The 22539-nt window shown below is 71.0% G+C and carries 21 protein-coding genes and 1 pseudogene; 11 read left to right on the top strand and 11 right to left on the bottom strand.

All coding sequences use genetic code 11. The features are described from left to right. Positions 1 to 11 precede the first annotated feature (11 nt). Genes ACIBCJ_RS31420 through ACIBCJ_RS31400 form a run of 5 tightly spaced genes read right to left on the bottom strand, consistent with a single transcriptional unit; the run spans position 12 to position 5218 of the window. Positions 12 to 881: an ATP-binding cassette domain-containing protein gene (locus ACIBCJ_RS31420; protein WP_365981293.1), complete on the bottom strand. Its 870-nt coding sequence runs from the start codon at positions 879 to 881 to the stop codon at positions 12 to 14. Then, the gene (locus tag ACIBCJ_RS31415; protein WP_362107425.1) at positions 878 to 1744 is read right to left on the bottom strand and encodes an ABC transporter ATP-binding protein; all 867 of its coding nucleotides are present in this window, start codon (positions 1742 to 1744) and stop codon (positions 878 to 880) included. Before ACIBCJ_RS31415 ends, ACIBCJ_RS31420 begins: the two co-directional genes overlap by 4 nt. Continuing rightward, positions 1741 to 2655, bottom strand: coding sequence for an ABC transporter permease (locus tag ACIBCJ_RS31410; protein WP_362512991.1), 915 nt, complete (start codon positions 2653 to 2655; stop codon positions 1741 to 1743). Before ACIBCJ_RS31410 ends, ACIBCJ_RS31415 begins: the two co-directional genes overlap by 4 nt. Beyond that, entirely contained in the window at positions 2652 to 3644 is a 993-nt protein-coding gene (locus tag ACIBCJ_RS31405) for an ABC transporter permease (RefSeq protein WP_365981294.1), read from the bottom strand. Before ACIBCJ_RS31405 ends, ACIBCJ_RS31410 begins: the two co-directional genes overlap by 4 nt. After that, entirely contained in the window at positions 3641 to 5218 is a 1578-nt protein-coding gene (locus ACIBCJ_RS31400) for an ABC transporter substrate-binding protein (RefSeq protein WP_365981296.1), read from the bottom strand. The genes ACIBCJ_RS31405 and ACIBCJ_RS31400 overlap by 4 nt, the downstream gene beginning before the upstream one ends. A 54-nt stretch (positions 5219 to 5272) precedes the next feature. Here ACIBCJ_RS31400 and ACIBCJ_RS31395 point away from each other — a divergent pair, with 54 nt between their 5' ends. From ACIBCJ_RS31395 to ACIBCJ_RS31380, 4 genes are all read left to right on the top strand, one after another. Continuing rightward, a complete protein-coding gene (locus tag ACIBCJ_RS31395; protein ID WP_365981297.1) occupies positions 5273 to 6109 on the top strand; it encodes an IclR family transcriptional regulator in 837 nt (278 codons plus the stop codon). Next, the gene (locus ACIBCJ_RS31390) at positions 6106 to 7167 is read left to right on the top strand and encodes a serine hydrolase domain-containing protein (RefSeq protein ID WP_362512979.1); all 1062 of its coding nucleotides are present in this window, start codon (positions 6106 to 6108) and stop codon (positions 7165 to 7167) included. The genes ACIBCJ_RS31395 and ACIBCJ_RS31390 overlap by 4 nt, the downstream gene beginning before the upstream one ends. Before the next feature lie 4 nt (positions 7168 to 7171). After that, positions 7172 to 7657: an NUDIX domain-containing protein gene (locus tag ACIBCJ_RS31385; RefSeq protein ID WP_362107442.1), complete on the top strand. Its 486-nt coding sequence runs from the start codon at positions 7172 to 7174 to the stop codon at positions 7655 to 7657. A 261-nt stretch (positions 7658 to 7918) separates the two neighbouring features. After that, positions 7919 to 9115 carry a glycoside hydrolase family 64 protein gene (locus ACIBCJ_RS31380; RefSeq protein WP_365981299.1) on the top strand — a complete coding sequence of 399 codons (1197 nt, stop codon included), beginning with the start codon at positions 7919 to 7921 and terminating at the stop codon, positions 9113 to 9115. 65 nt (positions 9116 to 9180) lie between these two features. On the opposite strand, the gene ACIBCJ_RS31375 is transcribed toward ACIBCJ_RS31380, so the two are convergent. From ACIBCJ_RS31375 to ACIBCJ_RS31360, 4 genes are all read right to left on the bottom strand, one after another. Further along, positions 9181 to 10623, bottom strand: a complete 1443-nt coding sequence (locus tag ACIBCJ_RS31375; protein ID WP_365981300.1) for a GH1 family beta-glucosidase — start codon at positions 10621 to 10623, stop codon at positions 9181 to 9183. 96 nt (positions 10624 to 10719) lie between these two features. Further along, entirely contained in the window at positions 10720 to 11643 is a 924-nt protein-coding gene (locus ACIBCJ_RS31370; RefSeq protein ID WP_133890807.1) for a carbohydrate ABC transporter permease, read from the bottom strand. 12 nt (positions 11644 to 11655) lie between these two features. After that, positions 11656 to 12651, bottom strand: coding sequence for a sugar ABC transporter permease (locus ACIBCJ_RS31365; RefSeq protein WP_362107452.1), 996 nt, complete (start codon positions 12649 to 12651; stop codon positions 11656 to 11658). A 190-nt stretch (positions 12652 to 12841) separates the two neighbouring features. Then, the gene (locus ACIBCJ_RS31360) at positions 12842 to 14152 is read right to left on the bottom strand and encodes an extracellular solute-binding protein (RefSeq protein WP_362107455.1); all 1311 of its coding nucleotides are present in this window, start codon (positions 14150 to 14152) and stop codon (positions 12842 to 12844) included. 326 nt (positions 14153 to 14478) lie between these two features. On the opposite strand from ACIBCJ_RS31360, the gene ACIBCJ_RS31355 reads away from it, so the two are divergent. From ACIBCJ_RS31355 to ACIBCJ_RS31335, 5 genes and pseudogenes are all read left to right on the top strand, one after another. Next, positions 14479 to 15492 carry a LacI family DNA-binding transcriptional regulator gene (locus ACIBCJ_RS31355; protein ID WP_362107458.1) on the top strand — a complete coding sequence of 338 codons (1014 nt, stop codon included), beginning with the start codon at positions 14479 to 14481 and terminating at the stop codon, positions 15490 to 15492. Between the two features lie 363 nt (positions 15493 to 15855). Beyond that, positions 15856 to 16362 (top strand): annotated as a pseudogene (locus ACIBCJ_RS31350) (Tn3 family transposase); the annotation flags it as partial. 230 nt (positions 16363 to 16592) lie between these two features. Continuing rightward, positions 16593 to 17327 (top strand): MerR family transcriptional regulator, encoded by a 735-nt coding sequence (locus tag ACIBCJ_RS31345; protein WP_362107482.1) that lies wholly within the window; start codon positions 16593 to 16595, stop codon positions 17325 to 17327. Next, a complete protein-coding gene (locus ACIBCJ_RS31340) occupies positions 17324 to 18163 on the top strand; it encodes a hypothetical protein (RefSeq protein ID WP_365981301.1) in 840 nt (279 codons plus the stop codon). Before ACIBCJ_RS31345 ends, ACIBCJ_RS31340 begins: the two co-directional genes overlap by 4 nt. A 441-nt stretch (positions 18164 to 18604) precedes the next feature. After that, positions 18605 to 19360, top strand: coding sequence for a recombinase family protein (locus ACIBCJ_RS31335; protein WP_365981302.1), 756 nt, complete (start codon positions 18605 to 18607; stop codon positions 19358 to 19360). 194 nt (positions 19361 to 19554) lie between these two features. On the opposite strand, the gene ACIBCJ_RS31330 is transcribed toward ACIBCJ_RS31335, so the two are convergent. Next, positions 19555 to 20070: a hypothetical protein gene (locus ACIBCJ_RS31330; protein WP_365981303.1), complete on the bottom strand. Its 516-nt coding sequence runs from the start codon at positions 20068 to 20070 to the stop codon at positions 19555 to 19557. Positions 20071 to 20689: 619 nt separating this feature from the next. On the opposite strand from ACIBCJ_RS31330, the gene ACIBCJ_RS31325 reads away from it, so the two are divergent. Beyond that, positions 20690 to 21220 (top strand): hypothetical protein, encoded by a 531-nt coding sequence (locus ACIBCJ_RS31325; RefSeq protein ID WP_365981304.1) that lies wholly within the window; start codon positions 20690 to 20692, stop codon positions 21218 to 21220. A gap of 220 nt (positions 21221 to 21440) precedes the next feature. On the opposite strand, the gene ACIBCJ_RS31320 is transcribed toward ACIBCJ_RS31325, so the two are convergent. Then, a complete protein-coding gene (locus ACIBCJ_RS31320) occupies positions 21441 to 21887 on the bottom strand; it encodes a nuclear transport factor 2 family protein (RefSeq protein ID WP_365981306.1) in 447 nt (148 codons plus the stop codon). 320 nt (positions 21888 to 22207) lie between these two features. Between ACIBCJ_RS31320 and ACIBCJ_RS31315 the strand changes: the two genes are divergently transcribed. After that, on the top strand, positions 22208 to 22411 hold the full coding sequence (locus tag ACIBCJ_RS31315; protein ID WP_362107497.1) for a hypothetical protein: 204 nt from the start codon (positions 22208 to 22210) through the stop codon (positions 22409 to 22411). Positions 22412 to 22539 lie beyond the last annotated feature (128 nt).

Here is a 22539-nt window from a genome sequence, read left to right as displayed (position 1 = left end):
CGTGCGGCGCGTCATCGGTTCACTTCCGGTGCCGGGAGGGACGCGCGTTCCGCGGCCCGTCGTCCCCTGCGCGGGTCGAGGACCGGTACCGCGTCGAGCAGCTGCCGTGTGTAGGGGTGCCGCGGGGCGCGCAGCACCGCCGTCGCCTCGCCGACCTCGACCAGGCTCCCCCGGCTCATCACCGCGACGCGGTCGGCCACCTGGGCCACGACGGCGAGGTTGTGCGAGACGAAGACGTAGGTGAGACGCAGCCGTCGCTGGAGGTCGGCCAGGAGGTCGAGGACGGTCGCCTGCACCGAGACGTCCAGGGCGCTGGTCGGTTCGTCGAGCACCAGCAGCCGGGGGCGGAGCGCCAGGGCCCGGGCGATGGAGACGCGTTGGCGCTGACCGCCGGAGAACTCGTGCGGATAGCGGTCCTGGATGCCTGCGTCCAGGCCGACGGCTTCGAGGAGTTCCCCGACCCGCTCCCGGGTGCGCGCCCGGGCCCGCCGTCCGCGTGCGTCGGGTTCGTGGGTCACCAGGGGTTCGGCGACGATGTCGGTGATGCGCATACGGGGGTTCATGCTGGAGTAGGGGTCCTGGAGGACGACCTGCATCTGCCGTCGTACGCCGCGCAGTTCGGACGCGGTGAGGGCGGCGAGGTCCTGCCCGTCGAAGCGCACGCGGCCGGCGGTGGGTTCGAGGAGGCCGAGGAGCAGCCGGGTGAGGGTGGTCTTGCCGCAGCCGGACTCGCCGACCAGGGCCAGGGTCTCGCCCTCGTGGACGTCGAGCGACACGTCGTCGACGGCGACGTTCGCGCGCCGGCCGCCGAACTCCTTGCGCAGACCGCTCAGTTCCAGGAGTGGCGCGGGGGCGGTGGTGTCGGTGACGCCGGTGCTCATGCCGCCTCCAGTCGGGGGGTGGCTGCCAGCAGTTTGCGGGTGTAGTCGTGGGCCGGGCGGTCGAACACGTCGAGGACGTCGCCGGTCTCGACGACCTTTCCCTTGTTCATGACCACGACGCGGTCGGCGGTCTCCGCGACGACCGCGAGGTCGTGGGTGATCAGGACGACGGCCATGTCGTGCTTGTGCTGGAGGGTGACGAGGAGGTCGAGGATCTGGCGCTGCACGGTGACGTCCAGGGCGGTGGTCGGTTCGTCGGCGACGAGAACGCGGGGCCGGGCCACCAGCGCCGTCGCGATCATCACGCGTTGGCGCAGGCCGCCGGAGAGCTCGTGCGGGTACTGGCGGTAGCGCAGGGCGGGATCGGGGATGCCGACCTCGTCCAGTGCCGCCAGCGCGGCCTGTTTCGCCTCGGCGCGGGACATGCCGGTGTGGTGCCTGAGGACCTCGGCCACCTGGGCGCCGACGCGCTGGAGCGGGTCGAGGCAGGTCATCGGGTCCTGGAAGACCATGGCGATGTCGTGGCCCCGGACCCGGCCGAGTTCCTTCTCGGACAGGCGCAGCAGGTCGCGCCCGTCGAAGCGGATCTCGCCGCCCGCGTAGACGCACGGTGGGCTCGGGTTGAGACGCAGGACGGACAGGGCGGTGGCGCTCTTGCCGCTGCCGGACTCCCCCACGACGGCCAGGGTCTCCCCGGCGTGGACGTGGAAGGAGACGTCCTGGACGGCGTGGACGACGGAGGTCTCCAGGCGGAAGTCGACGCTGAGGCGGTCGATCTCCAGGAGCGGCCGCCGGTCCGCCGGCGGCCGGGAGGCGTCTGCGGCCGTCCGCTCGGGGTCGGGTACGGGTCGGTCGTTGCTCATCGGCGGTAGGCCTTCGGGTCCGCGACGTCCCGCAGGGCGTCGCCGGTGATGTTGATGGCGAGGGAGGTCAGCATCAGCGCGATGCCGGGGAAGACGGCGACCCACCAGGAGGTGCCCAGGTAGAGCTGGCCGTCGGAGAGCATGCCGCCCCAGGTGACCGTCTCCTTGGGGACGCCCAGGCCGAGGTAGCTGAGCGAGGCCTCGGCGACGATGGCGGCGGCGACGTGCAGGGTGCCGATGGTGGCCAGCGGTGCCATCACGTTGGGCAGCAGGTGGCGGCGCATGATGGTGACGTCGGTGACGCCGATCGCGCGGGCCTCGGTGACGAAGTCCCGGGTGCGCAGCGACATCACCTCGGAGCGCACGACACGGGCGTAGGAGACCCAGCCGGTGAAGCCGAGCACCACGATGACGACCCACAGGCCGGAGCCGAGGAAGCCGACGACGGCGAGGGCCAGCAGCAGCGAGGGGAAGGCGAGCTGGACGTCGGCGAGCCGCATGAGGGTGCGGTCGGCCCAGCCTCCGAAGTATCCGGAGACGAGGCCCACGACGGTGCCGATGACGCCGGCGAGCAGCGCGGCGCCGGCGCCGACCAGCAGGGAGACCCGGGCGCCGTAGACGACGCGCGAGAGCATGTCGCGGCCGAGCTGGTCGGTGCCGAGGAGGTGCGCACCGCTGCCGCCGTGCTGCCAGGCGGGGGGCCGCAGCCGCAGCAGGAGGTTCTGCGTGTTGGGGTCGTAGGGGGCGATCAGGGGCGCGAACAGGGCGGCGGCGAGCAGAGTGACGAGTACGGCGAGGGCCACTACGGCGAGCCTGTTGCGCAGCAGCCCGCGCAGGACGGCGGAGCCGGAGCCGCCGGACGGCTTGCGCTGCGGGGCCGCGCCGGTCGCGGCCGGGGACATGACGGTCATCGTGACGTCCTCACCCTCGGGTCGAGGAAGCTGTAGGAGAGGTCGACGAGCAGGTTCACCACGACGAAGGTGGCGGCGAAGAACAGGACGGTGGCCTGGACGAGCGGGAAGTCGCGGTTGGAGATGGCCTCGACGGTCAGCTGTCCCACTCCGGGCCAGGAGAAGACGCGTTCGGTGAGGATCGCCCCGCCGAGCAGGTTGCCGACCTCCAGGCCGACGACGGTCACCACCGGCAGCGAGGCGTTGCGCAGTCCGTGCCTGAGCACCACTTGCAGCGGCCCGAAGCCCTTGGCGCGGGCGCTGCGAATGTGGTCGGAGGACAGGACGTCGATCAGCGAGGAGCGCAGCAGGCGGGCGACGACGGCGACGGAGTACACGGCGAGGGTGACGGCGGGCAGGACCAGGTTGGCGAGGGTGCCGTAGCCGGAGGCGGGCAGGAGGCGCAGCCAGACGGCGAAGACGAGGATGAGCAGGATGCCGACCCAGAACGGCGGGGTGGACTGGCCGAGCAGGACGCCGGTCATCACGGTGTGGTCGGTGCCGCGGCCGCGGCGCACGGCGGCGACGATGCCCGCCGGGATCGCGACGACTAGGGTCAACGCGAGTGCGGCGGCGGCCAGTTCGACTGTGGCCGGCAGCCGGTCGGCGAGTATCTCGCTCACCGGCTGCCCGTAGACGAGGGAGTCGCCGAAGTCGAGGTGCAGCAGTCCCCGGAGGTAGTCCAGGTACTGCGCGAACAGGGACTGGTCCAGGCCCAGGGAGTGGCGCAGCACCCGCTCCTGTTCGGCCGTGGCGTCCGGCGGCAGCAGGATCTTCACGGGGTCGCCGGACAGGCGGACGAGGAAGAAGGCGACGGTCGCCGTGCACAGCAGCACGAACAGGGCGATGGCCAGGCGTTTGACCACGCCGAGGAGCAGCCCCGCCCGGTCCGTCCGGCGGGTGGCGGCATCCGCCGGGGCGGGTGGCTCGTCGAGGGTGAGGGCGCTCATCGGGACACCTCCGCGCTCTCCATGGCGAGGACGCCCGCGGCTCCCGGCGTCCAGCGGGGCCGGGCGTTGCGGGCGTAGATGTTGTCGATCTGGTAGAGGAAGACGAAGGGAGCTTCCCGGCGCATCAGCCGTTGCAGGTCGGAGAAGGCCGCTTCGCGCTGCGCGGGGTCCTCCGAGAGTTCCTCGGCGTCGATGAGGCGGTCGGCCTCCGCGGAGTGCCAGCGGCTCTGGCGGCGGTCGCTGCGCACATTGGACTGGACGATGCTCGCGCCGTCCATGGTCCACACGGTGCTGGCCGCGAGGTAGATCGGGCCGAGCGCGCCGCGGTTGTCGGAGGTGAGGCGGGCGGAGTAGGTGCCGGGGTCGAGCAGGTCGACGCGGGCGTCCACCCCGGCCCTGGCGAGGAGCCCGGACAGGGCCTCGGCGACGTTGGCGTCGACGTTGGAGGCGGTGAGGGTGGTGGAGAAGCCGTGCGGGTGACCGGCCTCGGCGAGCAGCCGCCGCGCGGTGTCGACGGAGCGGGTGAAGGGCTTGACGGTGGGGTCGAAGCCGAAGGAGCCGCGCGGGACGAGTGCGGGCGTCTCGGTGGCCTTGCCGCCGAGCACGGCCTTGATGAGCAGTGGCACGTCGATGGCGTGGTTGAGCGCCTGGCGCACCCGGCGGTCCTGGAGCGGGCCGCGTTCCAGGGTGTTCAGGGAGAGGTAGGCGGTGCGGATGCCGGTGTGTCCGTCGATGGTGACGCCGCCGTAGCCGTCGAGTTGCTGGGCGGCGTCGGGGGTGAGTCCGGCGACGAGGTCGACGCCGCCGCTCTGCAGGGCGGCCAGCGAGGACGAGGCGTTGGGGGCGGGGCTGAAGACGAGGGCGTCGACGGGCGGGCGTCCGTTCCAGTGGCCGGCGTGCGCGCGCATCCGCAGTTCGTGGTCGCGCCGCCAGCTCTCGAAGGTGAAGGGCCCGGTGCCGACGGGGTGGTCGGCGAAGGCCGCGTCGCCCACGTCGGCGAGGTGGCGGGGCGGTACCACCACGCCGCCGAACAGGGAGAGCTTGGCGGGCAGGATGGGGTCGTGCACGGTGGTGTGGATGTCGACGGTGAGCCGGTCGACGACGGTCACGCCCTTGACGAAGCGCAGTTCGACGATGGGTGACTTCGTCGCGGGGTCGAGCAGGCGCTCGATGCTGAAGGCGACGGCGTGTGCGTCGCAGACCTCGCCGTTGTGGAAGCTCACTCCGGGCCGGAGGGCGAAGCGCCAGGTGTGCGCGTCGGTGGCCTTCCAGGACAGGGCGAGCCTGGGGTGCAGCCGGTTGTCCCGGCCGCGGGTGGTGAGGGTGTCGAACATGTTGATCAGGACGTTCATGGACACCATGTCGCCCTGCTTCTGCGGGTCCAGCGTCTTCGGGTCGCCCGGTTGGGAGACGCGCAGCACGTTGCCGGCCCGGTCCGCGGCGGCCGTCGTGCCGCACGCGCTCAGGAGCGCCGGAGCGCTGAGGGCTCCGAGCAGCAGGCCGCCGGTCCGCAGGACGTGGCGTCGGCTGGGACGGCCGCGGTCCAGCGTGCGCCCCTGAAGAATTCGTTCCATTGAACAACACCTCCGTTCCGTCAGATGGAATGCGGTTGGGTTAAGCTAAGCGACATGGTGAAAGCGGTCAACACCCGGTCGGTCGACCAGGAACTCGTGAAGGGCCCCGTCGACAAGGCGATGGAGGTACTCGATGCGCTCGTCCAGCCCTGCGGCCCCCACCGGCTGGGGGAGATCGCACGCCGTACGGGTCTGACCAAGCCCACCGTCCACCGGCATCTGCGGACCATGGCGGAGTACGGCTTCGCGGAGCCCGCCGAGGGCGGCAGCTACCGTCCGGGGCCCCGGCTGCTGGGCCTGGCGGCGGCGGCCCTGAGCGACAGCCGGGTCCTGGAGCTGGCCCGGCCGGCCCTCGCCGACCTGCGCCGGCGCACCGGCCATGTCGCGTTCTACGCGGTGCGTCACGGGCATGAGGCCGTGTACCTGGAACAGTCGGAGCCGGCCCGCGAGTACCGGATGAGCATCCGGCCGGGGCACCGTTCGCCGCTGTACGCCTGCGGCGTGGGGCTCGCCATGCTCTCCGCGCTGCCCGCCGAGGAGGCGGCGGCGGTCCTGGACGCTCCGGACCTGGAGGCGCGCACCCCGGGCGCCCTCACCGACGCCGCCGCGCTGCGCACGGTGCTCGCCCGGGCGGCGTCGTGCGGTTACGCCGTGGACGACGAGTACGGCGAGCCGGACGTGCGGTCGGTGGCGGCCCCCGTCCTGGACGGGCAGGGCAGGGCGGTGGGGGCGATCGGCGTCAGCGGACTGACCTTCACCCTCGACCCCGGCAGCGTGGAGGTCTTCGGCCCGATGGTGCGGGCCGCCGCACGCACCGTGTCCGCGGGACTCGGCGCGCGCACCCCCCTGCTGGGCCCGGTGGGCACGGCCGGGAGCGGTGAGGAGGCGTGAGCGCCCTGGCCGGACTGCTCGCCGAGGGACGGGAACGGCGGATCTACTCCGGCGCCGCCTGGTCGGTCGGGGGCGCCGAGGGTCCGCTGGACCGGGGCTGGACCGGCAGCCGCGGCTGGGACGGACCGCCCCTGGACGGCGACGACGTGTGGGACCTCGCCTCGGTGACCAAACCGATCGTCGGACTCGCGGTCATGGCACTCGTCGAACACGGGACGCTCGGCCTGGACGACACCGTGGGCACCCACCTTCCCGCCTACCGCGACGGCGACAAGGCCGACCTGACGGTGCGTCAACTGCTGACGCACACCTCGGGAATACCGGGGCAGGTGCCGCTCTACCGCGACCACCCCACGCGTGCCTCGCTGCTGGAGGCGGTGCGTCTGCTGCCGCTGACCGCGCGGCCCGGCACCCGTGTCCAGTACTCCTCGCAGGGGTTCATCGTCCTCGGCCTCGTCGCCGAGGCCGCCTCCGGACAGCCCCTGGACACCCTGGTGGAGCGGCTGGTGTGCACGCCGCTCGGCATGCGCGACACCGTCTTCGGGCCGGACGCCGGACGCCGGGCGCGGGCGGTCGCCACCGAGGACTGTCCCTGGCGGGGCCGCCGGGTCGTGGGCGAGGTCCACGACGAGAACGCGGTGGTGCTCGGCGGGGTCGGCGGCCACGCGGGCCTGTTCTCCACGCTCGCGGACATGGAGTTGCTCGGCGCCGCGCTCGCCGCCGGCGGCCGGGACCTGCTGAGCCCTTCCACCTTCGCCCTGATGACGGCCGCCCACACCGACGGCCTGGCGTTGCGGCGCGCTCTCGCCTGGCAGGGCCGCGATCCGGTCGGCTCCCCCGCCGGAGAGGTGTTCGGCCCGGACTCGTACGGCCACACGGGCTTCACCGGCACCAGCCTCTGGGTCGACCCTGCCACGCGGCGCTACGCCGTGCTGCTCACCAACCGGGTGCACCCGGACAGGACGGGCGACGGGATCGTCGCCCTGCGCCGGGAGTTCCACGACGCCGCCGCCCTGCTGCCCCCGGTGGCCGCCGGCCGCCGCCCGGGTGTGGAATGACCCGATGAGCGATTCCGTACCGCGCGCCGAGCGCCCCGAACGTGCCCGCCCCGCGGCGCAGAGTCTCACCGGCGTCGGTCTCGCCGTGCTCGACGGTGACGGCCGGGTCCTGCTCGGCCTCGGTCACGACGGGCGCTGGGAACTGCCCGGCGGCAAGGTCGACGCCGGCGAGGACTTCGAGACGGCCGCCGTCCGGGAGCTGGCGGAGGAGACGGGGCTGGTGGCGGCCTCGTCGGAGGTGCGGGTGCTGGCCGTGCTCGTCGACGGGGTGGGCGGGCTGACCCGGGTGACGGCCGCCGCCGTCACCCGGCGCGCGGCCGGCGCGCCCCGGGTCACCGAGCCCGACAAGATCGAGCGCTGGGAGTGGTTCGCCCGCGAGGCGGTGCCGTCCGCGCTCTTCCCGCCGTCCGCCTCGGTCCTGGACTGCCTGTGGCCCGGCACCGAACGGCGGGGCGCGCGAGCGGTCCGGCACTACACGGTGACCGGCTGAACTCCGGCCTCCTCGCACCTCGCTGTCCCGCGCCCCGGTCGGCCGCCCCGGGAGCTGATGCACGCCCTCACCGGACGGGTGCCGGTGCGCGCCCGCCGGACGGATGCTGAGTGCCCGCCGGTGCCGGGCGGGTGCGAAGACGGAGCCCGGGAGACCGTGTCATGCGCCGGATGCATTGACATGAACGCATCCCAGCGCAACGCTGAGAGCGCTCTCAGGATCGGTACGGACCAATTCCCCCCACCCGCACGGAGGTGGAGAGTGCTCTCCCGACTCAGATGTCGTCTGCTCGCCGTGGCCGCGGCCGCGGGCCTGACCGGCGCCCTGCTCACGCTCGGCGCCGCCCCGCCCGCGGACGCCGCGGTGCCCGCGACCATCCCCCTGAAGATCACCAACAACTCCGCACGCGGCGACGCCGTCCACATCTACAACCTGGGCACCTCGCTGACGACCGGCCAGCAGGGCTGGGCCGACGCCAACGGCACCTTCCACGCCTGGCCCGCGGGCGGCAATCCCCCCACGCCCGCTCCGGACGCGTCCATCCCCGGGCCGGCCGCGGGACAGACCAAGACCATCCGCATCCCGAAGCTGTCGGGGCGCATCTACTTCTCCTACGGGCAGAAGCTGGACTTCCGCCTCACCACCGGCGGTCTGGTCCAGCCCGCCGTCCAGAACCCGAGCGACCCCAACCGCAACATCCTCTTCAACTGGTCGGAGTACACGCTCAACAACGACGGGCTGTGGCTCAACAGCACCCAGGTCGACATGTTCTCCGCGCCCTACACCGTCGGCGTGCAACGCGCCGACGGCAGCACGGCCAGTGCCGGAGCGCTCAAGGCCGGTGGCTACCGCGGGGTGTTCGACGCGCTGCGGGCGCAGCCGGGCTGGGGCGGGCTGGTCCAGACCCGGCCCGACGGCACCGTGCTGCGGGCACTGGCGCCGCTGTACGGGGTGGAGACCGGGGCGCTGCCCGCGTCGGTCATGGACGACTACATCAACCGGGTCTGGCAGAGGTACGCGTCGGCGACGCTCACCGTCACCCCCTTCGGTGACCGGCCGGACACCAAGTACTTCGGGCGCGTCTCCGGCAACGTCATGAACTTCACCAACGGCTCCGGTGCGGTCGTCACCAGCTTCCAGAAGCCCGACGCCTCCAGCGTCTTCGGCTGCCACCGGCTCCTGGACGCACCCAACGACCAGGTGCGCGGGCCGATCTCCCGTACCCTGTGCGCCGGGTTCAACCGCTCCACGCTGCTGAGCAACCCCAACCAGCCCGACCCCTCGGCGGCGAACTTCTACCGGGACGCGGTGACCAACCACTACGCCCGGGTCATCCACGAGCGCATGACCGACGGCAAGGCGTACGCGTTCGCCTTCGACGACGTCGGCAACCACGAGTCGCTGGTGCACGACGGCAACCCGGCCGAGGCCCGCCTCACCCTCGCGCCGTTCGACTGACGGGCCGGCGGCTGCCCGTACGCCCCGTCCCGCGCCGGTGTGGTGCGGGACGGGGCGACCGGTGGTCAGGCGCCGGGCAGGACGCCGGTGCGGGCGACCCCGGAGTACCAGCGGGCGCTGGCCTTGGGGATGCGGGTGCCGGTCGGGTAGTCGACGTAGACGGCACCGAAGCGCTTGCTGTAGCCGTGGGCCCATTCGAAGTTGTCCAGCAGGGACCACAGGAAGTAGCCGCGCACGTCGGCGCCGTCCAGGATGGCCTGGTGGACGGCGGCCAGGTGGCCGCGCACGTAGGCGATCCGGGCGGGGTCGTTGACCTGGCCGGCAGGGTCGGCGTAGTCGTCGAAGGCGGCACCGTTCTCGGTGATGACCAGCGGCATCCTCGGGAAGTCGGCGGCCAGCCGGCGCAGCAGGTCGTACAGACCGCTCGGGTCGACGGCCCAGCCCATGGCGGTGGTCTCGCCGGGCGGCTGGTGGAAGGCGACCCGGTCGGCGCCGGGCCAGGGGCTGTGGGCACTGTTGCCGTGCCCGTCGGAGCTGTGGGTGGCGCTGCCGTCGGTCTCGGAGACGACGGTGGGTGTGTAGTAGTTGACGCCGAGGAAGTCCAGCGGCTGGTGCGCCTGGCGCAGGTCGCCGTCCCGGACGAAGGACCAGTCGGTCAGCTCGGCCGTGTCCTTCAACAGGTCCTCGGGGTAGGCACCGTTCAGCATGGGGCCGGTGAAGACCCGGTTGGCCAGCGCGTCGATCCGGCGGACCGCGTCCGTGTCGCCGTCGCTCCCGGTGAGGGGGCGGACGTGGTGGATGTTGAGGGTGACGGAGACCTGGGCGTCGGCGCGGAGGCGGTCGCGCAGGGCCTGGGCGGCCAGTCCGTGCGCCAGGTTGAGGTGGTGGGCGGCGCGCAGGGCGGCGACCGGGTCGGTGCGGCCGGGGGCGTGCACCCCGGAGCCGTAGCCGAGGAAGGCGCTGCACCAGGGCTCGTTGAGGGTGGTCCAGGTCTTCACCCGGTCGCCGAGGGCGTCGGCGGCGAGGGCCGCGTACTCGGCGAACCGCTCGGCCGTGGCGCGCTCGGGCCAGCCGCCGGCGTCCTCCAGTTCCTGCGGCAGGTCCCAGTGGTAGAGGGTGGCGACGGGCTGGATGCCCTTCTCCAGCAGCTCGTCCACCAGGCGCCGGTAGAAGTCCAGGCCCTTCTGCACGGCGGGCCCGCGGCCGGTCGGCTGGATGCGGGGCCAGGCGAGGGAGAAGCGGTAGGCGCCGAGGCCCAGTTCGGACATCAGGGCGACGTCCTCGCTGCGGCGGTGGTAGTGGTCGGTGGCGACGTCACCGGTGTCGCCGTTGCGGACCCGGCCCGGGGTGCGGGCGTAGGTGTCCCAGATGGACGGCGTGCGGCCGTCCTCCGCGGCGGCCCCCTCGATCTGGTAGGAGGCGGTCGCGGAGCCCCAGAGGAATCCCTTGGGGAAGGTACGGGCGGCGTCCGGGGCGGCGGACGCGGTCTGCTGTGCTGCGGTGACCACGTAAGTCCTTTCAGAGGTGGAGATGTGCGCGGGGCGCGCGCCCGAAGAGGTGGCGTACGGCCCGGACGGCGCGGGACCGGGCCGTAGGGCGGTGGGTCAGCCCTTGACGGCGCCCGCCATGATGCCGCTGACGATCTGGCGGCCGAAGACGACGAACATCGCCAGCAGTGGCAGCGTGCCGAGCAGCGCGCCCGCCATGATCAGCGACTGGTCGCGGACGTAGCCCGCGCTGAGCTGGGTGAGCGCTACGGGCACCGTCGGGTTGGTCATGTCGAGGACGACGAAGGGCCAGAAGAAGTCGTTCCACGCGTGCACGAACGTGATCATGAACAGGACGGCCATCGCGGGCCGCGCGATGGGCAGCACGATGCTCCAGAAGATCCTGAGCGAGTGCGCCCCGTCCACCCGTCCGGCCTCGACGAGTTCGTCCGGCAGCGCCTCCGTCAGGTACTGCCGCATGAAGAACACGCCGACCGCGCTCACCAGCGTCGGGAAGATGACGGCGGGCAGCTGCTGCGACCAGCCGAGGTCGGCCATCATCATGAACAGCGGCACGACGGCGAGCTGCGGCGGCACCATCATCGTGCCGATCACCAGCATGAGCAGGACGTTGCGTCCCTTGAAGCGCAGCTTGGCGAAGGCGAACCCGGCGAGCGTCGCGAACAGCACGGTGGACAGGGCGATCACCCCGGCCACGATCAAGCTGTTGATCATGGCCTTGCCCATCGCCGCCTCGTCCCAGGCCCGGGCGAGGTTGCTGAACAGGTTCGGGCCGGGCAGGAAGGGCGGCGGCGTCTGGCTGACCCGGGTGTTGTCGGTGGACGCGGCCACCATCGTCCAGTACAGCGGGAAGATCGAGAGGATCGCCATGATGGCGAGCAGCACGTAGGCGAGGGGGCCGGCGTGGTGCTGGCGGCCGGCGCGCTGGCGCAGCAGCCTGCGGCCGCCGCGGCCTTTCGCCTTCACGGCGGGGGTCCGGGCCGGGGCGTCGGTCCGGGCCGGGAGACTTTGGGTGGTCATGGCGGCTCCAGGTCAGGACGTACGGGAGCGCAGGCGCTTGACGACGCGCTGCACGACGAAGACGAGGACCAGCAGCATGAACATCGCCCAGGCGACGGTCGCGGAGCGGCCCATCTGGTAGTTCTTCCAGCCCTCCTCGTACAGCAGCAGACCCAGTGTCTGGTACTGGTTGTCCGCGCCGCCGGTGACGCCGTTGGGCCCCTGGCCGAAGATCAGCGGCTCGCCGAAGAGCTGGGTGGCGCCGATCGTGGAGAGCACGATGGTGAAGACGATGGTGGAGCGGATGCCGGGCACGGTGACGTGGATGAACTGCTGCCACCGCGAGGCGCCGTCGAGGGAAGCGGCCTCGTAGCGGTCGGCGGGGATGGCCTGCATCGCGGCCAGGTAGAGCAGCGCGTTGTAGCCGGTCCAGCGCCAGATCACGATGGTGGAGATGGCGACCTGGGCGGGCCACTTGTCGGCCTCCCAGTCGACCGGGTCGATCCCGACCGAACCGAGCGCCCAGTTGATCATGCCGAAGTCGCGCTCGAAGATCATGGTGAAGACGAGGGCGGCCGCGGCGACCGAGGTGGCGTAGGGGACCAGGGAGGCGACCCGGAAGAACAGCGAGGCGCGCATCCGGTAGTTGAGCAGGTGCGCCATGCCGAGCGCCATCATCAGCTGCGGCACGGTGGAGATGACGCCGATGGTGATCGTGTTCTGCAGGGCGTTCCAGAACCGCGAGTCGCCCCACAGCTCCACGTAGTTGTCGAACGCCACCCACTCCATGACATCGAGGGTGGCCAGCTCCACGTCGTGCAGGGAGATCCACGAGGTGTAGACGAGGGGGTAGAAGCTGAACGCGGCGAAGACGATGAAGAACGGCGCGACGAACGCGTACGGTGCGCCCTTGATGTCGAGCCGGTGCCAGAGCGCGCCGCGCCGCCGGGCGGTGTCCTCGCTGCCCGTCCGGGGGGACGGGCGCGGAGGCTCGCCCCCGGCCAGGGCCTTGGTGGTGGAGGTGGCCACCGGTCTTCCTTCCTGAAAGCGGATGTGTGGGCTGGGGGGTGTCGTCCGGATCGGGCCGGCGCCGCGACGTGACGCCTCGGCGCGGGTCCGACCCCGGCAGGATCCGGACGGCACCCCCGAGGCGCCGGGCCCGCCGGCCAGGACCTGTGCCTGGACGCGGACGGGCCCGGCCGGCCTCGGGAGCCGAGAGTCAGCCGACCGCCTTCTCGATCCGCTCCCCGGTGGTCTTCCACGCCTCGTCACGCGAGGCGTCGCCCTGCTCGATCAGGGCCAGGCCCTGGGAGAAGGTGTCCTTGATCGTGCCGTCCTTGCGGCCGAGGACCTGCTTGTCCGGGATCTCCTGGGCGGCCGCCCCGAAGATCTGGCCGATCGGCGCGCCGCTGAAGTACTCGGACTCGGCGTTCTTCACCTCGGGGCTGTCCAGCGCCTCGCGCGAGGACGGGATGTTGCCGATCTCCTTGAAGATGTGGGCCTGCTGCTCGGGCGCGGTCAGCCACGCGACGAGCTTCTTGGCCTCTTCCTTCACCGGGCTCTGCTCGACCACACCGAGGAAGGAGCCGCCCCAGTTGGCGCCCTTGGGGGCCTTGGCGACGTCCCACTTGCCCTTGTTCGCGTCACCGGCCTTCTCGCTGATGTGGCTGAGCATCCACGCCGGGCACACGGCCGTGGCGAAGGTGCCGTTGGCCAGGCCCGGGTCCCAACCCGGCTGGAACTGGCGGAGCTTGGCCGTCAGTCCGTCCTCGGCCGCGTCGGCGGAGAGGTTCCACGCCTCCTTGACGGCCGGGTTGGAGTCGTAGATCAGCTCGCCCTTGTCGTCGTAGTACTGCTCGGGGTAGCCGTAGACCATGGCGTTGAACAGACCGCTGGCCGCGTCCATGTAGGCCACGTCCCCGCCCTTGAAGCCCTTCTTGAAGGTGCGGCCGACCTCGACGTACTTCTTCCAGTCGCCCTCCCACAGCTTGGCGACCTCTTCACGGTCGGTGGGCAGGCCCGCCTTCTCGAAGTAGTCCTTGCGGTAGCAGACGGCCATCGGGCCGATGTCGGTGCCCAGGCCCAGCACCTTGCCGTCCTCGGTGCTGATCTGGGACTCCTTCCAGGGCAGGAAGTGGTCGGTGCCCGCGACGTCGGCGAAGTCCACGAACTTGTCGGCCTGGGTCTCGGTGATCTCCTTGGCCCGGCCGATCTCGATGCCCTGGATGTCCTTCAGGCCCTTGCCCGCGGCCAGCCGGGTCTGCAGAGCGGTGTAGTAGGTCTGCTCGTCACCGGCGATCTCGGCCTTGATGTCGACGTCGGGGTTCTCCTTCTCGTACTGCTCGAGAAGGCCCGTCTCCTTGATGCCCATCACCCCGTACATGCCCATGGTGATGGTGACCTTGCCGTCCTTCTCGCCACCTCCGGTGGCCGAGTCGTCGCTGCCGCCGCAGCCGACGACGAGCGCCAGCGCGCCGACGGCCGCGGCCGTCGCCACCGCCTTTCTGCGCAACGAACCGAGAGTGCCCATGGATCTCCTCCTAGCGACGGCGCTGACACATCGGAGTGACGAAGCTGCGATGACTACTGCGATGGCTACAGCGATGAAAGACAGCGGCTCGAACACGGTTGGGAACGTGCCCAATTGCGGGTGGGCACGTTCCCACCGGCGCATCGAAGACTCGTGGGAACGGAGCGATCTGTCAATAACTTGAAAGCAACTTGCGGTCGGCCCTCCGCCCGGCGGACCCGTCCCCCGCGGTCGGGGGGTGCTGCGCCGCCCGCGGGGTCTGCAAGAATTGCCGCAGGTCACCTCCGCGGCAGGCGTCGCCGCCGCGGCCGCCGAGGGGGGAGCACATGACCGGCAACCGCCGTCCAACGATCAAAACGGTCGCCGCCCGGGCCGGCGTGGGCCGCACCACGGTCTCCCGTGTCGTCAACGGCTCGGAGCTGGTCAGTGCCGACGCCCGCGCCAGGGTGCTTGCGGCGATCAAGGAACTCAACTACGTTCCCAACTCGGTCGCCCGCGGCCTGGTGACCAACCGCACCAACTCCGTGGCGCTGGTGATCCCGGAGTCGGAGAGCCGCCTGGGCTCGGAGCCGTTCTTCGCCGCGCTCATCCGCGGGGTCAGCGGCGCCCTGGCCGAGAGCCGCACCCAGTTGCAGCTGATGCTCGTCCGCGACCAGGCCGAGCGGGACCAGCTGACCGAGTCGGTGGCGACCCGCCGGGTGGACGGCGTCCTGCTGGTCTCGGTGCACTCCGAGGACCGGCTGCCGGGCATGCTGGAGGAGATGGGTCTGCCGACCGTCCTGGCCGGCCGCCGCGACGCCGGCGAGCGGCTGAGCTACGTCAACTCCGACAACGCCGGAGGGGCCGCCGCCGCGGTACGGCACCTGCTGGGCAGCGGACGGCGGCGGGTCGCCACCATCACGGGCCCGCTGGACATGGACGTCGGCCGCACCAGGCTCGCCGGCTGGCGCGCCGCGCACGACGAGGCAGGGCTGCCCGCGGCGGAACTCCTCGTCGAGGCGGGCGACTTCACCGAAGAAGGCGGCGCGAACGCCATGCGTTTGCTTCTTGAACGCGCGCCGGACGTGGACGCCGTCTTCGCCGCGTCCGACCTCATGGCGGTCGGGGCGCTGGCCGAACTGCGCCGGCAGAAGCGGCGGGTGCCGGACGACGTCGCCGTCGTCGGCTTCGAGGACTCCATCCTGGCCCGCCACACCGACCCGCCCCTGACGACGGTGCGTCAGCCGGTGGAGGAACTCGGCCGGAACATGGCGCGCATCCTCACCGACATCACGCACCACGGCGCGCCCCGGCAGCAGTTGACGCTGCCGACGGAGCTGGTGGTGCGCGAGTCGTCGTAGGCCCGCCGCACGCTCGGCGGCTCGCTCCGACGGCAGCCGGAGCACGGCGGGCGTGCCACCGCCGGGCTAGGACCTGCTGCCGTTGGGCGGTGGCCTGTCGCCGTTGGAGGGTGGCCTGTCGCCGTTGGGCGGTGGCCTGTTGTCACCTGCGAACGGCCCGCTCGACGCCGGTGAGGACCGCGGTGTCACGCGGTCCGTCATGCCGCCGGTCACGGACCGCCGATCCGTGACCGGCCTTGGGGAACATCGGTACAGCCGTTGGCGCTGAGAAGGATCATGGTCGGCTAGCACAGCGATCATCCCCAGAACTGAGGTTCGCCGAAAGATCGCCGATCAGCGTTGGGCCTGGTTACGGTCCGCGTCATGCCGGTGGAGTTCTTAACTGATGATCAGGCCGAGGCGTATGGGAAGTTCGCCGAGGAGCCGACGAGACCCGAGTTGGAGCGGTTCTTCTTCCTGGACGATGTCGACCGGGATCTGATCGCGCTGCGGCGTACGAAGCATCATCAGCTGGCATGCGCCGAGTACGGCCGGATCGCCAAGACCGGGCACGTGCTCCGCGTCGTCGACCCGGTCGACGACACCTACCGCCGCCAGATGAACCGCCAGCTCACCGTGCAGGAGGCCCGGCACAAGCCGGCCCGCGACGTGTGCCACGGCAAGCGCGGAACCATCCACCAGGCGTACCGGGACGGGATGGAGGACCGGCTCGGCTCATTGGGCCTGGTCCTCAACGCCGTGGTGCTCTGGACCACCCGGTACATCGACGCCGCCATCGCCCGGCTCCGTGCCGAGGGCCACAAGATCCGGGACGAGGACATCGCCCGCCTGTCCCCACTCAAGCACCGCAACCTCAACGTCCTGGGCCGTTGAAGCTTCACCGCCTCCACCCCGGAAGACGGCGCCCTACGCCCGCTTCGCAACCCGGACACAGTGGAACTCGACGAGGACGATGAGGGGTAGCGGGAGCGGACTCCGGCCAGATACGTGCGCTGGCGAGGCCGTACCACGCCGGTGTGCAGACGCGCTTGAACCGCTTTGCGCCCGACGATGCTTCCGCCCCTTGACCTTGACGCAACGGCAGGGTTTCTACTGGCAGCATGCGAATCGGAGAGATCGCCGCGCTCATGGGACTCACCACCCGGGCGATCCGGCACTACCACCACATCGGCCTGCTTCCGGAACCGGAGCGGCGCCCCAACGGCTACCGGGCCTACAGCGTCCGCGACGCCGTCCTGCTCGCCCGGGTGCGCCGGCTCACCGAACTCGGCCTCAGCCTCGATGAAGTGCGCGACGCCCTCGCCGACGATGCCGGGCGCGAACTGACCGAGATGTTGGAAGAACTCGACGCCGACCTGGCCCGCCAGGAAGCCGACATCAGGGAGCGCCGCTGCCGGCTCGGCGCCCTGCTCGCCGAGCCGCCGGGCGCGACCGGGCCCGTCTCACCCGCCCTCGCCGCATTGCTGGCACAGGCCTCCCGAACAGACTCGCCGAGCGAGGCCAAAGACCGCGAGTACCTCACACTGCTGGACGCCACCAGCGCCGGTAACCAAGAGATTTTCGCGCTGCTCGGGACGCTGATCGCCGATCCCGCGGTTGTCGAACTGTACGAGCGCCTTGACGCGCTCGCCGATGCCTCCACCGACGATCCGAGGATCGCACCCCTGGCAGCTGACCTGATGGCAGCCGTCCCCGAGGAGCTTTTCGCCGCGATCCCCAAGGACGGGGTGGTCGTGACCGGATTCAAGGAGGCGCTGCTCGCCGAGTACACCCCAGCGCAGGCGGAAGTCGTGGGCCGACTCATGGAGGCTTTCATGGGAAGGGGTCGGGGATGAGCGGCCGGGCAAGGGGCGTACGGGAGGCGCGGATCGCGGTAGCCGCCGTACTGCCGGGGGAACTGGCACTGGCGGCCTGCCTGGTGGCGGGGGTCCGGCCGCCCGGGTGGGCGCTGGCGGGCGCCGAGACGCTGGTGCTCGCAGTGCTCCTGCTGGAAGCCTGGGTGCTGCGCTCTCTGTACGTCGCCGCGCGCGCCCGCGGCGCGGACCGCCGGGCGGCGCGGCGAGCCGCCGTACGGGAGGCAGTGCCGGTGACGGTCCGCCGCCTGGTCCTCCACGAACTGCGCGCCCTCGCCTCCCTGGGGCGGTGGATCCGGCGCGGCACGCACGGGGTGCGCCCCGGGGACCTCGCTGCCGCGTACACCGGGCCCCAGACCGCGATGATGTACGGGCTGCTCTTCGTGATGGTGATCGAGACGGTGGGCCTGGCCTTCCTCATCCCTTGGCCGGCAGTCCACCGGGTGGTCCTGGTACTCGACCTGTACGGCGTCGTCCTTGTGCTGGCCCTGCACGCCGCCTGCGTCACCCGGCCGCACGTCGTGCGCCCCGACGGTTCTCTGCGGATCCGCTACGGAGCCCTCTTCGACCTCGCTGTACCGCCGGACGCGGTCGCCTCGGTCCGGGTCGACCGGCGCTATCCCGAGGGCGGTCTCATCACCCTCTCCGAGGACGGGGTCCTCGACCTGATCGTGGGCAGCCAAACCTCGGTGACCCTGGAGCTGAACCGGCCACTCCCCTTCACCCGCCCGCTCGGCGCAACAGAAGAGGCCCACACCATCCGCTTCCATGCCGACGACCCGCGCGCACTGGTCAGCGCACTCCGTCAGCCCGCCTGAGCACACAGTTCGGTCTTCGCCGAGACGCGGCGCCGGGCAAGGCGCGCCGATCGGTTGCACGTTCGACTTCTCGGCATTCTCACAAATGAACATCTCTGAGAGATCTGCGAGAGGCCCGGCGTGATCGCATCTCCGCAGGTCACCGTACGCAAAAGTCCTCTGGAAACCGGCGTGTTGTGCGAGGCACTTCTGAGAGGCTGCCGCCATGGATCTCACGCCCGATCAGGCAGCATTGGCGTGGAGCGTCACGACTGCCCGAACTGTGACGCGCCCGCTGGAAGCGCCTGCCGCACCCGGAGCGGGAAGACCGCCGCGAAGTACCACACTCCGCGCTCCGTGAGGAACTGGAGATCCCCGCCCCCGGCGTCCGCCTCCCCGGCCGCGTGTGGAAGCAGGGGCCCCGCGCTCGCCGTCGTGCCCGCGCCCCGCACCGAGCGGTCCGTGAGGATCGGGTACGCCCGCACCTCGACTGCCCGCCAGGAGCTGGCGAGCCAGCTCGACGCCCTCCACCACGCAGAGTGTCACAAGGTCTTCCAGGAGCAGATCGGCACCCACGTCAGGGTGCGGCCCGAGTTGGAGAAGGCGCTTGCGCTGGCCCGCCAGTTCAAGGAAGCCGCACCCGAGACGCCGGTCATCTTCATCGTCCACGAGCTCAAGCGGCTCGCACGCAACGCCGCCGAGCTGATGACGCTGTCTGCCGAACTCCAAGCCGGCGGCATCCAGCTCGAACTCCTCACCGGCCCGCTCACCGGCATCTACGACCCCAACGGCATGGGCGCCATGTTCTTCGCCGTGCTCGCCGTCGCCGGACAGATCGAACGCAACTACATCCGGGAGAGGACCCTCGAAGGCCAGGTCACCGCAGCGACCAAGGGCAACCACGGCGGACGGCCGAAGGTCATCGACGACGACATGCTCACCTTCGCCGTCGCGCTGAAGGACAAGGGCGTACCCGTCCCTGAGATCGCGAAGAAGCTGGTCATTGAGACCGGGAAGAACGCAGGCAAAAACCCCTCGGTCGCCTCGCTCTACCGGGCACTGGCCGAAGCCGAAGAGGCCGCGGCGGACGACGGCCCGCCACTGCGGCCCAAGCCCGTCCGCATCCGCCGTCCAGAAGACACGCTCACCCCCGAGGAGATTGACCTCCGCAACCGACTCCGGGCCCAGCCCCACCCGAACGCGGAGATCCGCAGCTAGACATCATGATCAATCTCAGCGCCAACGGCTGTACCAATGTTCCCCAAGGCCGGGTACAGCGGTTAACACTAAGCCGGTGATCTTGGTCAGGCCGGAGTTCCGAGAGTGGTGACGCGGTTCTCGTACTCGCGGCGGGCCTTGCGGGGTGACGGAGCACTTGCGCAATTGTGCAGAAACGATCTTGATCTCGATGGTCAGCTTCCTTCGGCGCATGCATCCAGCGCTTCACGCTTCAATGAAGGGTGGGACAGCAGCACGTCCTTGTAGCCCATTACCCTCGTCATTGCGGCGATGCCCTGTGCTATGCGGACGCTGGCGTCCTCCCCCTGCGGCTCGAGCCGTCCGTAGCTGGAGCGCTGCCACGTTTCGCCGCGGGAATCCTGAATGTAGATCTTGGATACATGCGCACGCTTGGACTCGGGGGCGTTGGGCTCCCGCGATTCCAGGAGCTTCAGCAGTTCTTCATCAGGCACTGCCAGACGGATACACGGCGGTACGGTGCCCAAGTACTCAATACCGGTAATCATGCTCCCGTTGTCCCCGAGGCCTGTGAGGTCGAGAAAGACGTTCGCTGGGTCCAGCGATCTGTTCGCAACGATGGTGACTCCAGGCTCCTGCCAGAAGGTGACACGACTGGCCTGCTCCATGGAGTGCGCGACTCGCTGCTCCTTCGACTGCTCCAGCTGGTCCTCCGCGACACGGGCAGACATGAGCGTGCCCCACGCAGTCACCCCGAGACCCGCAGCTGCGACAGCGGCCGCGACGACGGCAGTGTGTTTGCTCCAATCGGTGCGCTGATACCAGGCGCGGGAGGAGAGGAGCACTCTGCTCAGCCGCGTTGCTGGTGCGGGCTGGGGCGTAGCTGGTTGCGGCCGGAGCGGCGGGCGAGGTGTCAGGCGTCGTATTCGTAAACGCGGACGCGAACGGGGCATGTGTCCTCTCAATGCCTAGTACCGGGTAGACGCGGGTTCAGCGGCTCCTGGTTCCTCAGGGACACAAGCGGTCCTGCTTGTCCTTCGCCGCTCGTGACCAGATACGGCGTCGCCATCAAGGTTCCCCCCAAGACGGTAAGCCGTTCGGGGGCAAGGAAGACACGGCGAGCAGCCGGAAGGCACCGAGGAGGAGCCGTTCGAGGACGATCCTCGGTGGCCTTCGGGAACCTGCACCCCAGACGCCCGATGGCCTCGCGGCGCCACCCTCGGACCCCGCCGCCGCCGCGGAGGACCCAGCGGCCTACGATCACTCACAGCGCGTTGACCTCCCCCCGCTCGGCTGCGGTACGAAGTCTGCCGTCGAGGACTGTCAGACGCGCCTGGCACGATGCCGTGCATGAGCCCGACGCCAGAGCTGACGCAGAAAACCCTGACCGAACGAGGCTTCGGCGGCTTCGTTTTGTTCCGCGAACTGCCCGACAGCAACGTCCCCACCGGGCACGGAATCTACGTGGTGATCCGCACGGACACCTCGCCCCCGTCGTTCCTCCCCACCAGCCCTGCCGGACACCTCAAAGGCCGCGACCCGTCCGTGACAGCCGACAAGCTCAGCAATGCCTGGGTGGAGGGGGCAACGGTCGTGTACATCGGGAAGGCCGCGGGCCAGGACGGACTGAAGCAGCGGCTTGGCGACTACCGCCGCCATGGCGCCGGAACCCTGGCCGGCCACTGGGGCGGTCGCTACATCTGGCAGCTGGCCGACTCGGACGCGCTACTCGTCGCCTGGCGGCCGATGGCCGAGAACGAGGCCGGTGAGGCTGAGCAGGACCTGATCGACGAGTTCAAAGAGGTCCACGGAGCGCTGCCCTTCGCCAACCTCAGGAACAACGCCCGAAAGGCTCCAGAGGCAGGCACCAGCCTCGGCTGACCCCGGGCGGTACGGAAAGCGAGCACGACCCCGCCGGCCTGCACTTTGGTCGCCGAGATCATCGCGTAGCGGCTCTTTCCGGGGGCACCTTGGCGAGACTCTTTGCAGAGCGGGTGCCAGGCGGACCAGCCCTGTGCGGAACAGGATCGTTCTCAGCGCCAACCGCTGTACCGATGTTCCCCAAGGCCGGTGACGAGGGCGGCCGGTCGTGCCGCGCACCTCACCTGTCCGGTGTGCAGGCCTCGGCGATGGACAGGCTGTTCTCGTACAGGTGGTGCCGGGTGATCCTGCCGTTCTCGACCGTCAGGCGCAGGGCGAACGGGCCCTCGAAGGACTTGCCCGTCGCGCGTACGGTCCCGGACAACCGCCCCATGAGGACCGCGTCCTCGCCGTCGACGAGGAAGGTGTCGACGGCGGCTCGCGACGCCTCGGGCACGACGTGCTCCGACAACTCGGTGAACTGGGCGGCGGCTTCGGCTCCGGTGGAGCGGGGACGGATCCAGGGGACGGCGGGGTTCTCGGCGAGCAGCCAGTCGACCTCGTCGGCGAAGAGCTCGGCCAGGCGCCCGGTGTCACCGGTCGTGCGGGCGGCGAGGAAGTCGCGGACGACCGAGCGGGTGGCCTCGGCGACCGGGTCTCCCGTGGGGGCGGTACGGGTGGCGGGCATCCTGTGCTCCTTGCTGGCGTGATCCGGTTGTCGGCGGGAGTCGCCGTCGACGCGTCCGATCCTGCCGGGGCGGTGGAGAACGGTCGATTACCTGGCGGGTAAGACCGGAGACTCGGCACGTCCGAGTACGCCGGTACGTCCGGGTACGCCGGTACGTCCGGGTACGCCGGTACCTCCGAGTACGCCGGTACGTCGGACACACGGCGTCGGAGCACGCCGGGCGCGCTGCGTCCGGGGACGTCGGGTCCGGGCTGAACCCGACTGGCCCAGTCGGTGCGCGGTGAGCGTTTCCCCCCGGGCCTCCGTTCGTTGGGACGGACATGATCAAGAAGCTCGCCTGTGTCTCCGTCATGGCCGCCGCTGTGCTGGTCTCCGCTCCCGTCGCCGAGGCGGCCCCCGCTCCCGGCCCGTCCGCCGGCGTTCCCGGTGGTCAGCTCCTGGACAGTCTCCTCGGCTCACTGGAGGTGGGTCACCCGGCCACCTCCCCGCAGTCGCTCCTGCCCCAGGGCATCCTCGGCAGGTGACGGGCAGGAGGCGGGGGGGGGGGGGGGGGGGGGGGGGGGGGGGGGGGGCGCCCGGGCGCGCCGGGGGGGGGGGGGGGCGCGGGGCGCCCCCCCCCCCCCCCCCCCCCCGCCCCCCCCACCCCCACCCA

This window comes from Streptomyces sp. NPDC051136, from assembly GCF_044455745.1.
GTDB lineage: Bacteria > Actinomycetota > Actinomycetes > Streptomycetales > Streptomycetaceae > Streptomyces.
This window is presented reverse-complemented; position numbering and strand designations above follow the sequence as displayed.